Below are 18,560 nucleotides of genomic sequence, written 5' to 3'. Positions count from 1 at the left end.
GTGGCCCTACACATTTGGTTTGTCGAAACTTTGTTTAGTTTTCAAAGATCTACTCGATTAATTATCGCAACTTCTATATAATAGCAACTCCTATAAAAACTGTCAAGCTTTTTTAAGTCGATATTTTAAGAAATATTGCGAAACAACTTCTATATTATAGCAATCATTTAAAAAATGTCAAACACTTTTTAAACTTTCGCTTTTTCTATCGCTCTCGGCGACAAATAATATCTTATCAAGCTGAGCAAAAAAGGTCAAGAACTTTTTTAAAAAAATTATTTACCTGCTTCAATATCTACTAGGGCCGCTTCTACCCAACGATTCAAATTCTTAGCAATTGGATTAAATCCCTCTTGCACCTTTTTGTTGGTCCAAAATTTCTTATGTTGATAACGCGCACGTTCACCAGCATGCGAAAAATCAAATCCTCTTTCTAAGCAACGAATTGATAACGAAATTTTTTGCGTGTATTCATCAATATCAATAATCATCACCTTGACTTTTTGACCAATTTTCAAATACTCACTAATTTTTTCAACATACCCATGGTGGCATTCTGAAATATGAATTAGTCCTTGTGTATGTTCATCAAGCGTTACAAAAGCCCCATAAGGTTGAATCCCTGTCACCTTGCCTTCTAAAACCATCCCAATTTTATAAATCATGCTAATTCCTCCTCTTTAATAAAAAGCGGCGTCTAATACGCCGCTTTTATTTACTTAATTGTGATTCCTTCAATAACCACATCTTCAACTGGTTTGTCTTGCATCCCAGTTTCCACTTTGGCGATTTTGTCCACAACATCCATACCGACAACTACTTGCCCAAAAACTGTGTGCCGGTGATCCAACCATGGTGTACCACCTTGTTTGTAAGCTGTCACGATTTCTTCTGGATATCCCGCAGCTTGCATTTGACCAACCATGTCTGCTGGAAAGTTTTCATTTTGGACGATAAAAAATTGGCTCCCATTGGTACCAGGACCCGCATTAGCCATGGATAAAGCGCCCCGTAAATTAAATAATTCATTTGAAAATTCGTCTTCAAATGGGGCGCCCCAAATACTTTGACCACCCATTCCGGTACCGGTTGGATCGCCACCTTGAATCATAAAATCTTTAATAATACGATGGAAAATTACCTCATCATAATAACCCTGCTTAGCTAATTCAACAAAGTTTTCTACAGTTTTAGGTGCTTGTTCTGCAAACAATTGCACGGTAATCATACCGTAATTAGTTTTAATTTCTGCGACTGGACCGGAAACATTTTCCAAATCAAGTTGTGGATATGACATTTCTTTTCCTCACTTCTATATTTTCTCTCTAGAAAAATATTATACCACACCTTAACATATTTCTCTTTTTTCTCAGACCAATTTCTACATTTTTTTCGGTTTTTATGGTAGGCTTAATTTTGAATTTACTTAATTAAAGAAAGGATTAACCCATGTCTCAAGAATATTATGATATCACTATTATCGGCGGTGGCCCCGTAGGTATGTTTGCGGCGACTTACGCGCGCATGCGTCTAGCTAAGGTTCAAATCATCGAAAGCCTAGGCCAACTCGGTGGACAAGTTGCTACCCTTTTCCCCGCTAAAAAAATTTATGATATTCCCGCCTACCCTACAATTAGCGGGACTGATTTAATCGCCAATCTTCAAAAACAAGTTAACGATTTCGCACCTGACATACATCTTAATGAAACAGTTTTAGAGATTAAACAAACATCAGCTGGATTTGAATTAGTAACTTCAAAAAAGAAACGCTACTCCAAGAGTATCATTATCGCTACTGGTATTGGGGCCTTTGAACCCCGCCGTTTAAAAATTGATAATGCACAAACTTTCGAGGGTCAACAACTTCGTTACTTTGTTGATGATCTTAATATTTTTAAAGATAAAGTCGTCGCCATCGCTGGCGGTGGTGATTCTGCAATTGATTGGGCCTTAGAGATTGAACCACTAGCTAAAGAATTGCACCTCATCCACCGTCGCGATAAATTCCGCGCCCTGGAAGGGAACCTAGCAAAGTTACAAGCAACAGCTACGCACTTCCAAACGCCATATAACATTACTGCTCTAAACAAAAGCCAAGATAAATTGAACCTTACTTTAACAAAGGCGCGTAGCGAAGAAAATAAAGAGCTATCCGTAGACTATCTCTTGGTTAATTACGGTTTTTCTTCTAGTAACAAGCAAATCGAAAATTGGGGACTAACTACCGCCAACCGTGCCATCGCAGTTAACTCTAGTCAAGAGACTAACATCCCTGGTATTTACGCCATCGGAGACGGTGCCTACCAAAAAGGTAAAGTAGCCTTAATTGCAACGGGCTTTGGTGAAGCACCTAACGCTGTTAATAACGCCCTCCTTCACGTCTATCCCGAGAAGCGACAACCCGCTCACAGTACCCAATTAATAAAACAATTTAAAAAAGACCAAAAATGCTAGGAAAGGTTTAAAACTTTTGATATACTAGCCCTTGAAAATATAATCAAGCGTAAAGAGGATTAACATGGAATATATTACTTTTTTCATCGACTTTGTTTTGCACATTGATGCACACTTGGTTGATATTGTCAATAATTTTGGTGATTGGACTTACTTTTTCCTATTTCTAATCATCTTCGTTGAAACCGGAGCGGTCATCCTCCCTTTCTTACCCGGGGATTCCCTCCTATTCGCCGCTGCCGCCCTAGCCGCTAACCCTAACTACAATCTTAATATTTGGATTTTTGTAGTTCTCTTTTGGTTAGCACCTGTTTTAGGTGATTCCTTAAATTTCTTTATCGGGCGTAAAGTAGGGACTGCCATCACCAAGCACAAATTCTTCGGAAAATTAATCAAACAAGAAAATATTGATCGAACCGAAGCTTTCTTTGAAAAGCACGGTGGTATGTCTATCATTCTGGCTCGTTTCATGCCTATCATTAGAACCTTCGCACCGTTTGTTGCTGGAGCTAGCGGTTACAAATACCAACACTTTGTACGCCACAATATTTTAGCTGCCACACTATGGGTTACTCTTTGTTGCGGCGGGGGACACTTCTTTGGAAACTTCCCATTTGTCAAAGAACACTTCTCCGTAATCATCATTGCGATTATCGTGATTTCTTTAATTCCTGCCTTAGTTGCAGCTCTAAAAGCCAAGCTCTCTGCTAAGAAAGCCTAAAACACCAAAAGACGTTTCACTATGAAACGTCTTTTTTAGCGTAATTCTCTTTTACCTAAGAAATACAATAGATACATCTGACCAGCTAATAAAAGTAAACACAAGCCAAAGGCAGTTGCAAAAAAAAGCTCCGGTAACGCCAATATCATCGGGTCATTTTGCGGATCAAACAACCAATTAGTTTTCCCCGGAAAAAATAGTTGGTGGAAGGTAATAAAAAAACGATTAAAATTTAAACCCATTAAAACAAACAACCCCATTAGGATAGTGATCGTAATCTGAATAAACCTTTGTAAAGTCCATATCCTTTTTTGTTGCTTTAACTTTCGCAAATAACGCACTGTGACTGGTAAACTAATAATAAAAACTATCCAGGTTACTAAAAACCAACCTTTGACATCCTGATAATGTTGGAGAGCAGCGTAAGACGAGGGGAGGTTCATCTCTAAACTCCGCACCCATGGATACTCTAGATAGGCCAAAAGGTGGTGATAATCATCCCACAAAGCGGCATTACTCTCCCCCACCAACATACCAAGATTTTGTCCCCATAAAAAAAGTCCATACAAAGGTGTAAAGTTAATTGTTACTAGCATTGCTCCCGTAAGCATCGTCAAAAGGACACTCAAACGTTGCCCCCACTCGCTTAGATAAATACTGCTTAATTTAAGATTTTCCATTGATCTAAACTATCAACTTCGTGGGTTGGTTTGATATTTTTTTGGGCAACTTGTTCTTTAGTCGAAACCCCTGTGTAAACCAAAAGCGTATCAATCCCCGAGTTAATCCCCGCTTTAATATCAGTCATATAATTATCACCAACCATCACAACTTCATCTGCAGACATATTCATTTTTCGCAAAGCCATTTCCATAATCGTCTTCTCTGGTTTTCCAACATAAGTCGCCTTATGTTGGACGGCACATTCAACTAAAGCAATCAGTGAACCTGCCCCAGGTACTAACCCTCGTTCATTTGGGAGGTTAGTGTCCGCATTTGTACCGATAAACTTCGCTCCCCGCTTAATAGCTAATGTAGCTAGCTCGAACTTATGGTAAGTTACATCGGAGTCTAAACCCACCACCACATAATCAGGATTTTTTTCTTCAAAGATAAAACCCTTGTTCAATAAAGCTTGTTTTAAGCCCAATTCTCCAATAGGGTAAACTGTCCGTTTGTTAACATCCAAAGAAGCAACATACTCTGCCGTCGCTAAAGCCGTAGTAAAAACATTTTCGACACCTACATGAATATCGAAATTATCCCGTAAATTAGCAACCACATCCTCCGGTTCTTTGGTACTATTATTGGTTAAAAACATAAAAGGAACCTTTTGCGCCTGTAAACGTTCAATAAAGCGCTTAGCTGCTGGAATCTTCTCCTTACCCCGGTATACTGTCCCATCTAAATCAATTAAATATCCTTGGTATTTCTTCACAAATCTATCCTCACTTAATTCTCTTTTTGTCGAATAGTAAAGTGCCGGCCCTTATTATTCATCTTTCGTTCACTATTCACAGATACTGCTTTGAGTTTCTTATTTTGACGTTTCTTCTTACGTCCATCATAAGCACTTTCTTCCCAAAACTGATTTTTTCGTCGCTTCTTCACACTAAGATTCTTAGGCCGCGGATTACGACGCCGTTCTGATTTCTTAATTTTATTCTTCCGTTTGAGTCCAGCTGGAATTGGTTCGGGTTTTTGTACTTCTAAATTATGCAGTACAAAGTAAGCACAACCAAAATTACAGTACTCCATCAGGTACTCTTCTAAACGGTCTATACTTTGACTAGGAAAACCTTTCTTACTGCCACTAGCATAAAATCCCCGTAACCGGAGCTGGTCATAGCCCCAATCTCCCACAATGTAATCATACTTAGTTAAAATTTGGCTAAAACGTTCCTTTAATTTTTCCACCTGAAAGCCATCACGGTAATTCTTTAATAAAATATATGGATGGCCATCAATTTCAATTTCTTCCTCCGATTTAACAATCACATCACTTGCAAAAGCCTTGATAGTTTCAGCTTTTCGCGCCAATTGTTCTTCTCTTCTTTGACGGCGATAATCATTCACATTACCCCTCCTTTACGTTACATATTCATAATCTTCTTTAATTTTACCACACCCAACAAAAAAGAGATTGGGAAATAACTAGCATTTCTGATTAATTTAAAGAAATGATTATGGTAAAAAGCCTTAAGAAATCAACATTTTCAAAACGTAATTTCTTAAGGCTTTTAACTTATAAAACTTCTCCTAGCTTATTTTACTACTATACTTTTTTCACCTTAACCAAAATAAAACTGACTACAAACCAAATCATAGCTGCAACCAAAGCAACTAGAGTGGTCTTTTCCAAACACATCACGATCCCTACCATAATTAGAAAGGCTATTACTAAGTAGTTAGCTAGTGGATAAAGTGGTAAGCGGAATTTTCCCACTGTTTCTTGCTTTTGTTTGAGTTCACGCCGGTAACGAAGATGCGCCACCATAATAGCCCCCCAAATAAAAAGAAAACAAGTTGTTGCCACACTTGAAATAAAGGTAAAGACCGTTGAAGCACTTGGCACGACTACTTCCATCAAAACTGTCACAGCGATAATTACCGCCGAGAAAATCAAACCATTCGCCGGTACACTGGTCTTCGACAAAGTACTCATCTGCTTAGCAAACTTCCCTTTCCGCCGATAATTCAAGGTAAACATCATCCGTCCCGTTGTAAAAAGCGAAGAATTAACCGCTGAAGCTGCCGCCGTAAAGACCACAAAATTAATAATTCCAGCCGCTGCCAATATTCCAATATCTTGGAAAACTTGTACAAACGGACTTTGACTCATAGAAATTTGATTCCACGGATAAATACACATTAAGGCGGTTAAGGAGCCTACATAAAACAAGATAATCCGCGCAGGAATTTCATTAATAGCTTTAGGAATTACCCGCTTAGGATCTTGCGTTTCTGAGGCCATCACTCCGATGGTTTCGATTCCAATAAAACCAAAGGTTACCATTTGGAAGGACATAAAAAATCCCTTAAAGCCTTTTGGGAAAAAACCCCCATTTTGAAATAAATTATTAATGCTAGCATGGCCATGTGGGGTTGGATAGTGCATCATAACCAAGACAATTCCAATGGCAATCAAGATTAAAATTGCAACTACTTTAATCAGAGCAAACCAAAATTCAGTTTCTCCGAATAGTCCAACCGCAATCATGTTCAAAAGCAACATAATCAAGATAACAATTAAACCCGTGAGCCAACGGGGCATCTGTGGAAACCAATATTGCATGTACATTCCCGTGGCAGTCACATCCGCCATGGCAATTGTAATCCAACAAATCCAGTAAGTCCATCCGGCAACAACCCCGATGTCTTGGCCTAGGTAGCGTGCAATAAAATCAATGAAGGAATGGCTTTCCAAATCTGACAACAAGAGTTCTCCCATTGCCCGCATTAAAAGAAAACAAACTCCTCCAGTCAAAAGATATGCGAGAATAATTGACGGACCTGCCAAATGAATAGATTTCCCTGAACCCAAGAAAAGTCCTGTCCCAATCGTTCCCCCCAGAGCTATCAGTTGAATATGGCGACTCTTCAGTCCCCTTTGATAACCTTTTTTTGTTTTACTTTTTTCAGTCATATTATCTCCTTTGAAAGTTACATATTCAATCCACAATTTTTATTGTAAATTATTTTTTAAATAAAGTAAAATTCAACAATTTCATCTTTTGTTGAATTATATTCACCTAAATTCTTAAAAAAGAGACTCCATTTTTTTGAAGCCTCAGAAAAAATTTTTATTTAAAATTAGCTTGTTTCCAAGCATCAATTTGTGCTAAAAATTGGTTAAAAGCTCGATTATCTTTCAAACTTGGAAAACTTCCCAAAAGAATTGGTTGCCCCTGTTTGCTTTGACCCCCCTTCTTTTGTAAGATCAAAATCGCCTTTTGCGCAGCTTTGTCTTGGAAAAGCTCTTGGGGTAGGTTCAACATTCCTTGAAGATAGGCATGTTCTTGCACATAATTCAACAAAAGTTTGGCTTGCTTGGATTCAAAGAGTCCCGCAGGTAATACAAATATCCCCCAAGCACCCGCTTTCATTTGTGTGACAGCTTTTTCTATCATTAAATGGTGCGCATAAGAATGTCCTTCTTGAGCGGCTGTTTCCATCCCCTTAACTTTTTCATCAATAGGGTAGTAACCCACAGGAAAGTCTCCAATTACAAGGTCAGCCTCATTCACCAAAATAGGGTCCATCGCATCTTGGTGGAAGAGCTCAACGGGAGCCTTGGTTAAGTTCACCATAATACTTGCCAAAGTTAATAAGGTATCATCATTATCGACCCCATAACCGTGTAGATTGGAATTTTTCAATTGATTCAAAACCGTTACTAAAAGGTTGGCAGTTCCCACTCCTAAATCTAAGATTTTCGCTTGAGCAGGCAAAGCAACGATTTTTTCAATCAAATATGCCACTAAGATTCCGATAGTATCGGGTGTCATTTGATGATTGGCTTGAATTTTTTCCACCCGATAGCCTTGAAGTAATAATAGCTGCATCAACAACCGGGCATCGCGCTTATCCAATGCATCTAAGTCAATTGTGGCATATTTTTCCTTTAATTGTGCCTGAACCTCAACACTAGGATAACCCGCTTCAACCTGTACTTCTCCTGTTAATAAGTTATCCATTGTTTCGATTAAAGCATCAAAATAATCGACCTGCGTATCTGCCTGTAAAATATCCACAGTTTCAATAATCGGCTGATAGATTTTCTCAACTTCCTTCAATCCCACTTCACTTACCTCACAATCATTTAATTTCCTTGTTAAGTTTAACGATTTCACTGCTAAAATTCAAGTTACTTAACTTACTGCGGTACTGTATAGGTAAAACGTCGCTTATTTTTCAATGTTACCAGATACTTATCACCTTGACGTTCAACCGTTCCTATATTGAACTTCAGCTGAACTTGATTAGCTATGTTATTTTGCCGAGCTAGATTGTAAAGAACCAACGCCTTATCTTCTTGGATAATCGCTTGTTTGGCCCTAATTTCCGCTTGATAAACGACTGTTTGTCCAGCAAAAACTAGGGCAAATAAGCCTAAAATCAAAACTGCGCTATATAAAATGTTACCCCTCAACCGTCTCATACTTGGGCATCACCACCGTTTCTTCATAGACTGAACCACACACTTTCACCTTTAAATGTAGCCGAAATTGGACGGGATCATAATTTATTTGAAAATCATCAACATCATAAATCAGGGGCATATAACCTCTTCCATTTTTCAATAACCACAGTTTCTGTCTTTGATAACGTAAAGTATAAAATTGATGGTCCTTTTGACTATAAAAATTAACTCTCCCTTGACTTAAATCTTGATTTTGGTAAGCTAAATCGAGACCATCCCCATACAAAATGGTAGTAAATTGTTCAAAATCCATTTGGTGACTCTTTTCTTGGTGTCGCTGATTACGGGTCACTAAAGTTAATGCTCCCAAAATCAAAATCACACTAACTGCCGTAATTAGCAAGGCAGTCATAGTCTCGACCAAAGTAAAACCACTAATTTTCTTGACAAATTTGAATACCATGGTAATTTACCTCTTTGACCGCCCGATCATTATTTTTCAACCAAGCCTCCTTACTTAAATTAACCAATTCTTGATAGTCATGTCCTCTCTGATCAACGTAGTTTTTCTCCGCTTGCAAATAAGCTTGATTAGAAAATAACAAGCCAATTGCCACACTTATCAACAATAAAGCAGCACAGGTATCCCACAATAAAAATCCACTATTGTTTCTGTATAACATATTTACCCCCTACTCCAATCTGTGGCACCAAAGTATAAACTTGTTTTGTGCGCATATTTTTTATCATTACTTTTTGCATTTTTAACCCTCCGCCCTTGCGATAAACAGCTTCAACGTTACGTGCATTTTGCAACTGTGGTGGGTAATCAAGTTTAGTAACCTTATTACTTTTTTCAAAAGTAAAAATAACCCTACTATGGTTAGAAATATGTGAAAAATCAATTTTTACTTGCTCATCATAACGATTAGCTTCAATCATTACCATCCGCCACTGACGGTCAAACGTAATCCAAAAATTTCGCTCTTGTACCGCTTGTAAACACGCCGGTCCCCAAATTACTCCTAGCGTCAGAACTATAGTCGAAATTACCAAAACTAAAACGCTCTCTATTAAGGTAAATGCTATTATTTTATTATTCTGCATGACTACCCGTTAACTTTTCCCCCTGTTCCGAAGTCAAATATTGCTCATCAACCAATTGCTTGACCGTGACATTCGTTGCAGTTGGATGTTCCTCTTCATAAAGTTGCTTTTGCGTACTAAATTGTTGATTTAAAGCCTGCATATTCACCTTATTAGCATGATCTTTTTGATGACTAATATTAGGAATCACCAATAACAACAACAAACTAATAATAAATAGGACTATTGCCATTTCAATCAAAGTAAAAGCAGACATTTTTTTCGATATTTTTTTCATTGTAATCCTCCTAAATTGTGATACATCGGAATTAAAATTGAAGCGTAAGTTAAAACAATAATCACCGCAATAACAACAAACAAAAGTGGCTGAATCAAATTCAAAATCCGATCCACTCTTTTTAATAAACGTTGATAAGAAAGCTCCGCAAAAATCATTAACTGCCCACTTAAGTTTTCCTGGGTAAGTCCCTCTTGAAAAAAAAGAGCAAATTCTGGAGGAATAAACGGATACTTCTGCACGAAGCCCGCCAATTCCTGACCGTTATTTAACCAACTTTCAAACTGCTGACCTAATTGATATAAAAGACTGTGCTGGTCGAATCGCAATAACAAGTTACAGATTTGTCGAAAGTCCATCCCACTTTTCAGCATCAGAGCTAAATTAAAAGCTAAATAATAATAACTATACTGGCAGTAAACTTTTCCCACTAAGGGTAATTGACTATACCAAAGGTGGCGGTCAAGTTTAGGTTGCTTTTTCCACCACAAATAAATTTTGACAAAATAGGCTAAAATCAGCATTACTATCAGTAAAGCAATTCCAGAAATAAGTTGATGAAATCGTTGGCTAAATAACATCTGTTGAGGTCCAATTTGTTGTAAAGCTGGTTTGACCCACAAATGGATCACAGCCAAAATAATCACTAACAAAATCCCCAAAATTATCGGATAGAGTAACAAACCTTGTAACTTTGCTTTTTGCTCGACATTTCGTCCTAACAACTTTCCAATTTGGATGACACTTTCCTCTAAACGTCCGTGTTGCTCAGCAATTTGTAATTGATAAAAAATTACGGTTCCGACATAGGCCTTCAAACTACGACTGAGAATTTGGCCTTGACTGACATCATCGATAATCAAAATAATATCCTCTGCTTGACGCGGGAGCATCTCCTTACTGGCTAATAGTGCTTCTTGTAAAGAAAAACCAGTCTCTAGTAATTGACCCAAAAGTTGAAAAAAATCGGCTTGCTGACGGGCTGACCAACGAAACTTATCCCGCCTGATACTTTTGCCAAATTTCTCTACTAATCCAACCATTTTGATAACATTTTGCAAGATTATCCCCCCATTTTTCTGTCATAACTTTCGTTTTACCATGTGCCTTGATATCTTCCATTTTTAATTGATCAAATAAAACTTTTTGCTGACCATCTTTAGTAGGTAACAAACGTTGATAATTAATCATCTGTAAACCTTGACGTAATAATTCAGCATCAACTCCAAGGCTACGCAATCTTTCCCAGACACCATAAACACTTTGAGCATGCACGGTTGATAAAACTAAATGTCCACTCAAAGCTGCATTTAAAGCCACCTGAGCAGTTTTCCCATCACGAATTTCACCAATAATAAAAATATCCGGACGGTGACGCAAAGCCAATTTCAATAATTCAGGATAACCCATTTGAGCTTTCTTATTGACCTGTAATTGTAAAAAATTAGGTTCATACATTTCAATTGGATCTTCAATACATAGAACATACTGCTCGCCAAACTGCTTTGCCACATGATACATGGTGGTCGTTTTTCCCGATCCCATCGGCCCCGCAAATAAAATCAAACCACGTTTTCGTGACTCTTGCTCAATTTTTGTTAATTGGTTTGGGAAGAAGTAACCACGTAAGAGTCCCTCTTCATGATACAAAACTCGAATAACCAGCGATTCCTTGCCTAAAAAATCACCTACACTGGACAAGCGACAATAGAATGTTTGATTTTGATAAAGATAATGCCAAGACCCTAATTGCGGACGACGTTTCTCACTTAAGCTCATATTGGCCTGAAATTTTAAAAAGTTGATTAGCATCTGTCCCTCAGTAAAAGAAAGACGTTTCAACTCCAAACGTTCATTGAGTACCCGTAAAGAGACTTGGTAGTCCTGACTAGCTGGCCAAATGTAAATATCACTTGCTTTATGTAAGATGGCAGCATCCATGATGGCCTTTAATTTTGTTTGCATAAAAAATCCCCCTCTATATATTAAATACGCAAAAAAAATTATTTTTTGACAAAAAAGTCGCAAAATTTTTGGCCATATAAAAAAACGCCAGAATTTTCTTCTGACGTTGTAGATACTTATTGGTTTAATTGTGCACTAACTTCTGTAAAAGTTGGGATAGATGGAACTGCACCTAACTTTTGAACTGCTAGCGCGGAGGCTTGGTTAGCAAATAAAATTGCTTCTTCAATATTTGAAAAATCTGGTTTCAGTTGAGAACTTAGGGCTCCTAAGAAAGTATCGCCAGCTGCCGTTGTATCGACCGCTTGCACTTTGAAGGCCGGAACCAAACCTTCTTTTTGATTGGCTGTTAGGTAGTAAGCTCCCCGCGAGCCTAAAGTAATAATCACATTTTTTACCCCTTTAGCTTGAAGCTTTTTAGCAGCTTGATGTTGACTTTGAGCATCAACAACTTTAATACCGGTTAAAATTTCTGCCTCTGTTTCATTAGGAGCAATCAAATCTACATTAGCCAATAAAGTCTGGGGAGCTTCTTGGGCTGGAGCCGGATTCAAAATTGTCGTTACACCAGCTTTTTTGGCTATTTCAAACGCCAAAGTTGCACTTTCCAATGGTGTTTCGAATTGCGTCACTAAGAAATCCGCTGCTTCAATCTTAGTTTGTGCCTGGTAGATATCATCAGTTGTAATAGCTTGGTTCGAGCCTCCGTCAATGATAATACTATTTTCACCACTCGCTTGCAAAAGAATAAAGGCTTGCCCTGTCGCCTTATCTTCAGAAACTGAAACATATTGCGTATCAACCTGAGCAGTAGTTAAAATTTCCTGCATAAAACGTCCATTTTCATCATTACCCACTTTACCAATGAAGCTAGTTTGTGCTCCTAACCGACTAGCTGCTACGGCTTGATTAGAACCCTTACCACCGCCAGCATTTTTTTTAGCCTCCATCGCCATCGTTTCCCCCGGCTGTGGCAACCGTTTGATTTTTAAAATTGTGTCAACATTCAAACTTCCCAATACTGTAACCTTATTTACCATCTAAGACCCTCCACTAATTTAACGTAAAAGCTTTTAATAACTTTAATTTTACCGTATCATACAAAATTATGCTACAAAAAAGCGAGACTCTTAAGTAAGTCTCACTTAGGTTTCAATTAATCTTCATCTGGGAAATCTGCTGAAGTGAAAACTTCAGAAACATCATCGTCTTCTTCCAAACGATCAATCAAACGTTGTAATTGTTCTACCTTGTCAGCAGGAACTGGCACTGTATTTTGTGGTACCATGGTGATTTCCGCATTGTCTAAATCGTACTTAGCTTGTAAAGCATCACGCACAGCTTCGAAGTCAGCAACTTCAGTGTAAATTTCAAAGACTTCATCAGAAGTTTGTAAATCTTCCGCACCAGCTTCTAAAACATCATCTAACATTTGGTCTTCATCCACATCTAAGTCTTCACGTGCGATGGCGATGTAACCACGACGATCAAACATAAAGGAAACAGAACCTGATTCTGCCAAGTTACCACCATTACGGCTGAAAGCAGCCTTCACAGAAGAAACCGTCCGGTTACGGTTGTCAGTTAAAGTGTGAACCAAGATGGCTACCCCAGCTGGACCATATCCTTCGTAAGTGATTTCTTCGTAATTAGCACCGCCTGCACCTGTGGCCTTATCTAAGGCACGTTTAATGTTGTCCTTAGGCATGTTAGCTGCACGAGCTTTATCCATCATTAACCGCAATTGTGGATTGGAGTCTGGGTCAGGACCACCACTCTTTGCAGCCATGTAAATGTCTCGTGATAATTTTTGGAAAATTTTTCCGCGTTTTGCATCTTGAGCGTTCTTACGCCCTTGAATGTTATGCCATTTTGAATGTCCTGACATGATAAATACCTCTTTCCAATATTTCAATTCGGCAATATGCCACCTACCATCTTAGCAAACAATTACTACTTTTTCAATACATGCCCGTGAGATTTTTTCCACCAGGCGTAGAGTAAAATGGTAAGGATAATCCCGGTTAAAGCGCCACTGCCGTCTAACATCACATCTTGAAAAAGCGGGGTCCGATCTCCGGTCAGCATTTGGTGAAACTCGTCAAAAGCTGCATACCCCAAAGTCGTCAACTCTGCTACAACCATCACTAACCAAGTATCTTTAATTCGCGGCTTTAAGCCCCAGTACCAGGATAAGCCCAAAATAAAATAAGTTCCAAAATGCGCTCCTTTACGGATAATGAACTCACAAAACTTAAAATAGCCTAGATGAGCAACACTCACTTCGCTACCCGCATAGGTAAAAGAAATCCTACTTAACAGACTTTCGAAAGGCTTATCAACTAGCCAACGTTGCAGAGTTGGAACTGAAGTTTGTTCTTGGTAAGTCTGTGAAGAAGAGTAAAATAGCAACACCATCATTATGAAAGCTAACCAAATAAAGGTGTCTGGACGTTTAAATTTTTGCATCATCATCAATTCCTTCCTAAGAAAAAAGCTGGGATGCCCAGCTTTTAAACTTTATTTAGTTGAAGAACGTTTAATAAAACCATATGGTAATTCAATAGTTCTTTGTTCCACTTCTTCATCGTTCATCATCTTGGTCAAGAAGCGCATCGCTACGGCCCCAATATCGTAAAGTGGTTGCGTAATGGAGGACATTTGTGGTCGCACAATCTCTGTTAACTTGGAGTTATTACTTGTTACTACTTCAAATTCTTCTGGAATTTTAACCCCGGCATCCTTAGCTCCGTTTAAAACCCCTGCAGCTAATTCGTCATCAGATACATAGGCAGCACTTGCTGACATAGCTTGTAAAGCAGGTGCTAACATTTCACCAGCCCGATAATTCGAATCTGTTTCAAAGACTAAGTCTACATCAAAAACTAGGTCATTTTCTTTCAAGGCTTGTTTATATCCTTCTAAACGATATTGGCCATTAATGGCATCACTCAAAGGACCAGAAACAAAGGCTACACGTTCGTTTCCGCGACGAATTAAATCACTAACCGCTTCCTTAACAGCTGCCACATAATCAATGTGGACACTTTCTAATTCATTTTCGGGATCGACTGAACCTGCTAAAACCACTGGCGTACGAGAACGATTGATTTGTTCCCGCAATTCAGGGGTAAGGTTGTTACCCATGAAAATAATCCCGTCAACTTGCTTCGCTAATAAGGTATTTAATACTTGCACTTCTTTTTGAGCATTACCGTCAGAGTTAGCTAAAATAATGTTGTACTTGTACATAGTAGCCACATCATCAATCCCACGAGCCAATGATGAGAAGTAAACGTTGGTAACGTCCGGAATAATCACTCCAACCGTTGTAGTCTTCTTACTTGCTAACCCACGCGCTACGGCATTAGGCCGATAATCAAGCTTATCAATAACTTCCATAACCTTCTTGCGGGTTGCAGGCTTAACATTAGGGTTACCATTAACGACGCGGGAAACCGTTGCCATAGAAACACCCGCTTCACGTGCCACATCATAAATTGTAATTGTTTGTTTTTTCATGATTTTCTCCTTTACTTTTCTTGTTTTTTCATTTCATTTTCACCTTGAACCATATTTAATTTAGCAAAATCCGCGGAAAAATGCAAGCGTTTCAAAAAACTATTTTCATTTTCTTTCACTTTTAATTTTGAAAATCTTTTCTTTAAATTTTTATTTATATTTCTCTTGGTAAATTTTAATTTTCAGCTTAACTACTGCTTTTAAGTGTTATAATAAAGAAGAATTGATTAATTGAAAGGATGATTTTATGTCTCACCTTAAGGCAATCCAAACCTGGCTAAGCCAAAATAATTACGACTTAGCTTACATTAGTAATTTCAAAACTGTCGAATACCTCAGTGGTTTTGGTAGCGATCCGATTGAAAGAACCTTGGCTCTCTTGGTTTTCCCTGACCACGAGCCTTTCTTATTTGCGCCAGCTCTCGAAGTCGAAGCTGCCAAGGCCAGTGGGTGGCCTTTCCCTGTTTACGGCTATCTTGACCACGAAAACCCTTATGCCTTAATTAAGAATCACATCTTAGCCACCGGCATCACCCCTCAAAAATGGGCTTTAGAAAAAGATAACTTAACCCTCGATCGTTTTGAAAACTTGCGTCAACAATTTCCCCAAGCAAGTTTCAATGGCAACTTGACCCCTGTCATCGAACAAGAACGACTTTTCAAAAATGAAGACGAATTAAAACTTTTACGCGAAGCCGGCAAGTGGGCTGATTTCGCCTTCGAAGTTGGTTTCAAGGCTCTCTCAACACAAGCTACGGAACAAGATGTGGTCGCTGAAATCGAATACGCCTTAAAAAAGAAAGGTATCTTACACATGAGTTTTGATACTATTATCCAAAGTGGAGCCAATGCCGCTGATCCTCACGGTGCCCCTAAGGCTGACCTCATCCGACCAAATGAATTAACCTTGTTTGATTTGGGAACAGTTTACCAAGGTTACGTTTCCGATGCTTCACGGACAGTGGCCTTTGGAACAATCGACGATAAACTCAAAGAAATATACCAAGTTTGTCTTGAAGCCCAATTAAAAGCTCAAGATGCTGTTAAACCTGGCATAACCGCTGCCGAATTAGATAAAATTGCACGGGATGTGATTGAAAAAGCGGGTTACGGTCAGTACTTTATTCACCGTTTAGGCCATGGGATGGGGCAAAGTGACCACGAATTTCCTTCAATTATGGAAGGTAATAACATGGAATTGCAACCGGGTATGTGTTTCTCCATTGAACCAGGTATTTACATTCCAGGTTACGCCGGCGTCCGGATTGAAGACTGTGTCTGCGTCACCGCTAATGGTAGTGAAGCTTTCACCCACTCTTCCAAGGAATTATTAACTTTACCTCTCAAATAATTCAGCATTAAAAAGTTATCCATAGCGATATCTACAAAAAAAGACTACGAATCTTGAAATAGTTCGTAGTCTTTTTGATTTATCCACAGTTCAACTGCTTTTATCTACGCTTTACTTAATGTAAGTGTATTTGTAGTTCCATTGAGTACCAGCCGTGTTGTGGATAATTCCCTTAACATGACTCTTTTGCATGTAGGCTGTAGTCTGTTGGTATAATGGTGTTACCCCTTGTTCTTGGTTAATAATTTTGGCCGCTTGCACCAAGTCATTCCAACGCGCTGCCTTATCATTAGCATCTGCATTTGTGGCTTTGGCAATTAAGTCATTATAAGCTTGACTTTCATACTTACCATAGTTATATGACGTACCAGATGTCATAATTTGCAGGAATGTAATTGGGTCATTAAAATCCCCACCCCAACCAGAAACATAGATATCAAAATCACCTTGACGCGCACGGGTAGTCGCACTGTTACCGGGAATATTAGTCACTTCAACCGTCAATCCTGGTAAAACTTTAGTGTATTGGGATTGAAGATATTGAGTCAATGCATCATTGTTGGCATTATCGTTGGAAGCTAAAATATTAAACTTCAACTCTTTTAAACCCGTTTCCTCTAATCCCTTTTGCCAGTATTGCTTAGCTAATTTTGTGTTGTAATCAACAGTATCTTTTACCACCTGTTCTTTGGCAAAATCTTGACCATTATCCTCATTTGTCGCTAGACCAGTTGCCACAAAACCCAATGGTACGGAAGAACCATCCCCAAAGACCTTTTTAGTTAAAGTTTTCCGGTCTAAAGCTAAAGACAATGCCTTGCGAATATTAACGTTATTTAAAGCTTTACGATTAGTTTCATTTTCATCGTTAAAATTGTAAGCTAAGAAAGCCACATAAGAGTACGGATAGGACTTAAATTGGTCACTATTCTTCAAGTTTTTAACTTGTTGACTGGAAAGCGGCGTCAAATCTAATTTATTTTGTTGGTAAAGTTGGTAACCAGTGTTAGTATTTTCAACTACGGTGTAGTTAATCTTGTTTAGCTTAACCTTATTTTTATCCCAATACTGATTATTTTTAACAAAAGACCACTTGTTAGAAGTTCCATTCCACTTAGTAATCTTGAAAGGACCTGAGTAGACCATATATTGAGACTTAGTCGCATACTTTTTACCATACTTTTCCACTACTTTTTGATTTTGTGGTCCAAATAATGGATAAGCCATCAAGACCTTGAAATAGGCAATTGGCTTCTCTAGAGTAACTACCACGGTGCGCTTATCTGGAGCACTTATCCCTAGCTCACTTGACTTTTTCTTACCAGCGACAATATCATCAGCATTTTTTATTCCACTAAACAAATATGAGTATGGTGACTTGGTTTTAGGGTTTATGGTTCTCTGCCAAGAATAAACAAAATCCTGGGCCGTGATTTGATCTCCATTACTCCAGTTAGCCTCCCGCAACTTAAAGGTCCATGTTAAACCATCCTTGGAAACTTGCCCACTCTTAGCCAAACCAGCTGTGGGTTTTCCGTCTTCACCCAAACGATAAAAACTTTCAAAAACATTCCCAGTTTGTCCATACCCGGTCGCCTTAGAGATGTCGATCGTATCTAAAGGTGCAGTTGCGCTTAGTTTGAGGACTTGTTTATCCGCACTACCTGTCTTATTCTGTTTTCCGCAAGCTACTAACGTTACTCCAGCTAATAGGGCCACAGCAAGGGATAAAACTTTACTTTTCTTCATAAAAACCACTCCTTAAAAATCTAAAAAGGCCCTTGTCTTCTTCACGAAAACAAGGGCCTTCTAAACTTCTTTACTGATAATTAGGGTCTGATGTCAGTTCAGGTTAAGCAAGTTTGTTTTCGTTTTTGTACGCAAAGAGAACATGTTGTACACATACAACATGCTTGAACTGCCATCATGTTAACATTTTTCTGCGTCTTCAACATAAAAAACAAACTTCCTTTCTTTCTTGATAGCTTAAATATAAGCCTCTGGTTACTTTTTGTCAATA

Annotated in this window: 22 protein-coding genes; 3 read left to right on the top strand and 19 right to left on the bottom strand. The window is 38.5% G+C overall.

Going from position 1 to position 18,560, the window contains the following annotated elements; genetic code table 11:
- Window positions 1-275: 275 nt before the first annotated feature.
- Both FC36_RS04490 and FC36_RS04485 read right to left on the bottom strand, forming a co-directional pair.
- A complete protein-coding gene (locus tag FC36_RS04490; protein ID WP_023859749.1) occupies window positions 276-665 on the bottom strand; it encodes a CvfD/Ygs/GSP13 family RNA-binding post-transcriptional regulator in 390 nt (129 codons plus the stop codon).
- Window positions 666-715: 50 nt separating this feature from the next.
- Complete coding sequence (locus tag FC36_RS04485) at window positions 716-1,297, bottom strand: peptidylprolyl isomerase (RefSeq protein WP_025020696.1); 582 nt, start codon at window positions 1,295-1,297, stop codon at window positions 716-718.
- Window positions 1,298-1,449: 152 nt separating this feature from the next.
- Here FC36_RS04485 and FC36_RS04480 point away from each other — a divergent pair, with 152 nt between their 5' ends.
- Together FC36_RS04480 and FC36_RS04475 are read left to right on the top strand one after the other, a co-directional pair.
- Window positions 1,450-2,454, top strand: coding sequence for an NAD(P)/FAD-dependent oxidoreductase (locus FC36_RS04480; protein WP_056986734.1), 1,005 nt, complete (start codon window positions 1,450-1,452; stop codon window positions 2,452-2,454).
- A gap of 73 nt (window positions 2,455-2,527) precedes the next feature.
- Entirely contained in the window at window positions 2,528-3,175 is a 648-nt protein-coding gene (locus FC36_RS04475) for a VTT domain-containing protein (protein ID WP_025020697.1), read from the top strand.
- A gap of 35 nt (window positions 3,176-3,210) precedes the next feature.
- Here the strand turns inward: FC36_RS04475 and FC36_RS04470 are convergent, their stop codons facing one another.
- The 16 genes from FC36_RS04470 to ccpA all read right to left on the bottom strand — a co-directional run bounded on the left by FC36_RS04470 (window position 3,211) and on the right by ccpA (window position 15,189).
- Window positions 3,211-3,855 (bottom strand): TIGR01906 family membrane protein, encoded by a 645-nt coding sequence (locus tag FC36_RS04470; RefSeq protein ID WP_025020698.1) that lies wholly within the window; start codon window positions 3,853-3,855, stop codon window positions 3,211-3,213.
- Window positions 3,837-4,613, bottom strand: a complete 777-nt coding sequence (locus FC36_RS04465; protein ID WP_025020699.1) for a TIGR01457 family HAD-type hydrolase — start codon at window positions 4,611-4,613, stop codon at window positions 3,837-3,839. Before FC36_RS04465 ends, FC36_RS04470 begins: the two co-directional genes overlap by 19 nt.
- A gap of 14 nt (window positions 4,614-4,627) precedes the next feature.
- A complete protein-coding gene (locus FC36_RS04460) occupies window positions 4,628-5,251 on the bottom strand; it encodes a YutD family protein (RefSeq protein WP_025020700.1) in 624 nt (207 codons plus the stop codon).
- A gap of 199 nt (window positions 5,252-5,450) precedes the next feature.
- Window positions 5,451-6,821 (bottom strand): amino acid permease, encoded by a 1,371-nt coding sequence (locus FC36_RS04455; RefSeq protein ID WP_056986733.1) that lies wholly within the window; start codon window positions 6,819-6,821, stop codon window positions 5,451-5,453.
- Between the two features lie 157 nt (window positions 6,822-6,978).
- Window positions 6,979-7,977, bottom strand: a complete 999-nt coding sequence (locus tag FC36_RS04450; RefSeq protein WP_025020701.1) for a class I SAM-dependent methyltransferase — start codon at window positions 7,975-7,977, stop codon at window positions 6,979-6,981.
- Between the two features lie 74 nt (window positions 7,978-8,051).
- On the bottom strand, window positions 8,052-8,336 hold the full coding sequence (locus tag FC36_RS04445; RefSeq protein WP_023859758.1) for a hypothetical protein: 285 nt from the start codon (window positions 8,334-8,336) through the stop codon (window positions 8,052-8,054).
- On the bottom strand, window positions 8,317-8,781 hold the full coding sequence (locus tag FC36_RS04440) for a competence type IV pilus minor pilin ComGF (protein ID WP_023859759.1): 465 nt from the start codon (window positions 8,779-8,781) through the stop codon (window positions 8,317-8,319). Before FC36_RS04440 ends, FC36_RS04445 begins: the two co-directional genes overlap by 20 nt.
- A complete protein-coding gene (locus FC36_RS04435) occupies window positions 8,753-9,001 on the bottom strand; it encodes a hypothetical protein (RefSeq protein ID WP_025020703.1) in 249 nt (82 codons plus the stop codon). The genes FC36_RS04440 and FC36_RS04435 overlap by 29 nt, the downstream gene beginning before the upstream one ends.
- Window positions 8,982-9,425, bottom strand: a complete 444-nt coding sequence (locus tag FC36_RS04430) for a hypothetical protein (protein ID WP_025020704.1) — start codon at window positions 9,423-9,425, stop codon at window positions 8,982-8,984. Before FC36_RS04430 ends, FC36_RS04435 begins: the two co-directional genes overlap by 20 nt.
- Complete coding sequence (gene comGC, locus FC36_RS04425) at window positions 9,415-9,702, bottom strand: competence type IV pilus major pilin ComGC (RefSeq protein ID WP_023859762.1); 288 nt, start codon at window positions 9,700-9,702, stop codon at window positions 9,415-9,417. The genes FC36_RS04430 and comGC overlap by 11 nt, the downstream gene beginning before the upstream one ends.
- The gene (locus tag FC36_RS04420) at window positions 9,699-10,763 is read right to left on the bottom strand and encodes a type II secretion system F family protein (protein ID WP_025020705.1); all 1,065 of its coding nucleotides are present in this window, start codon (window positions 10,761-10,763) and stop codon (window positions 9,699-9,701) included. Before FC36_RS04420 ends, comGC begins: the two co-directional genes overlap by 4 nt.
- Window positions 10,699-11,667 (bottom strand): competence type IV pilus ATPase ComGA, encoded by a 969-nt coding sequence (gene comGA, locus FC36_RS04415; RefSeq protein ID WP_025020706.1) that lies wholly within the window; start codon window positions 11,665-11,667, stop codon window positions 10,699-10,701. Before comGA ends, FC36_RS04420 begins: the two co-directional genes overlap by 65 nt.
- Before the next feature lie 116 nt (window positions 11,668-11,783).
- On the bottom strand, window positions 11,784-12,707 hold the full coding sequence (gene rbsK / locus FC36_RS04410) for a ribokinase (protein WP_025020707.1): 924 nt from the start codon (window positions 12,705-12,707) through the stop codon (window positions 11,784-11,786).
- 116 nt (window positions 12,708-12,823) lie between these two features.
- On the bottom strand, window positions 12,824-13,555 hold the full coding sequence (locus tag FC36_RS04405) for a YebC/PmpR family DNA-binding transcriptional regulator (protein WP_023859766.1): 732 nt from the start codon (window positions 13,553-13,555) through the stop codon (window positions 12,824-12,826).
- A gap of 65 nt (window positions 13,556-13,620) precedes the next feature.
- The gene (locus FC36_RS04400) at window positions 13,621-14,139 is read right to left on the bottom strand and encodes a VanZ family protein (protein ID WP_173391358.1); all 519 of its coding nucleotides are present in this window, start codon (window positions 14,137-14,139) and stop codon (window positions 13,621-13,623) included.
- Between the two features lie 48 nt (window positions 14,140-14,187).
- Window positions 14,188-15,189, bottom strand: coding sequence for a catabolite control protein A (gene ccpA, locus FC36_RS04395; RefSeq protein WP_023859768.1), 1,002 nt, complete (start codon window positions 15,187-15,189; stop codon window positions 14,188-14,190).
- 247 nt (window positions 15,190-15,436) lie between these two features.
- On the opposite strand from ccpA, the gene FC36_RS04390 reads away from it, so the two are divergent.
- Window positions 15,437-16,540, top strand: a complete 1,104-nt coding sequence (locus FC36_RS04390; RefSeq protein WP_023859769.1) for an aminopeptidase P family protein — start codon at window positions 15,437-15,439, stop codon at window positions 16,538-16,540.
- Between the two features lie 111 nt (window positions 16,541-16,651).
- Here the strand turns inward: FC36_RS04390 and FC36_RS04385 are convergent, their stop codons facing one another.
- Window positions 16,652-18,289 carry a peptide ABC transporter substrate-binding protein gene (locus FC36_RS04385; protein WP_025020709.1) on the bottom strand — a complete coding sequence of 546 codons (1,638 nt, stop codon included), beginning with the start codon at window positions 18,287-18,289 and terminating at the stop codon, window positions 16,652-16,654.
- Window positions 18,290-18,560 lie beyond the last annotated feature (271 nt).

The organism is Ligilactobacillus equi DSM 15833 = JCM 10991, from assembly GCF_001435735.1.
GTDB lineage: Bacteria > Bacillota > Bacilli > Lactobacillales > Lactobacillaceae > Ligilactobacillus > Ligilactobacillus equi.
Note: the sequence above shows the minus strand (reverse complement) of the source record. Positions and strands in the feature narration are given on the sequence as shown.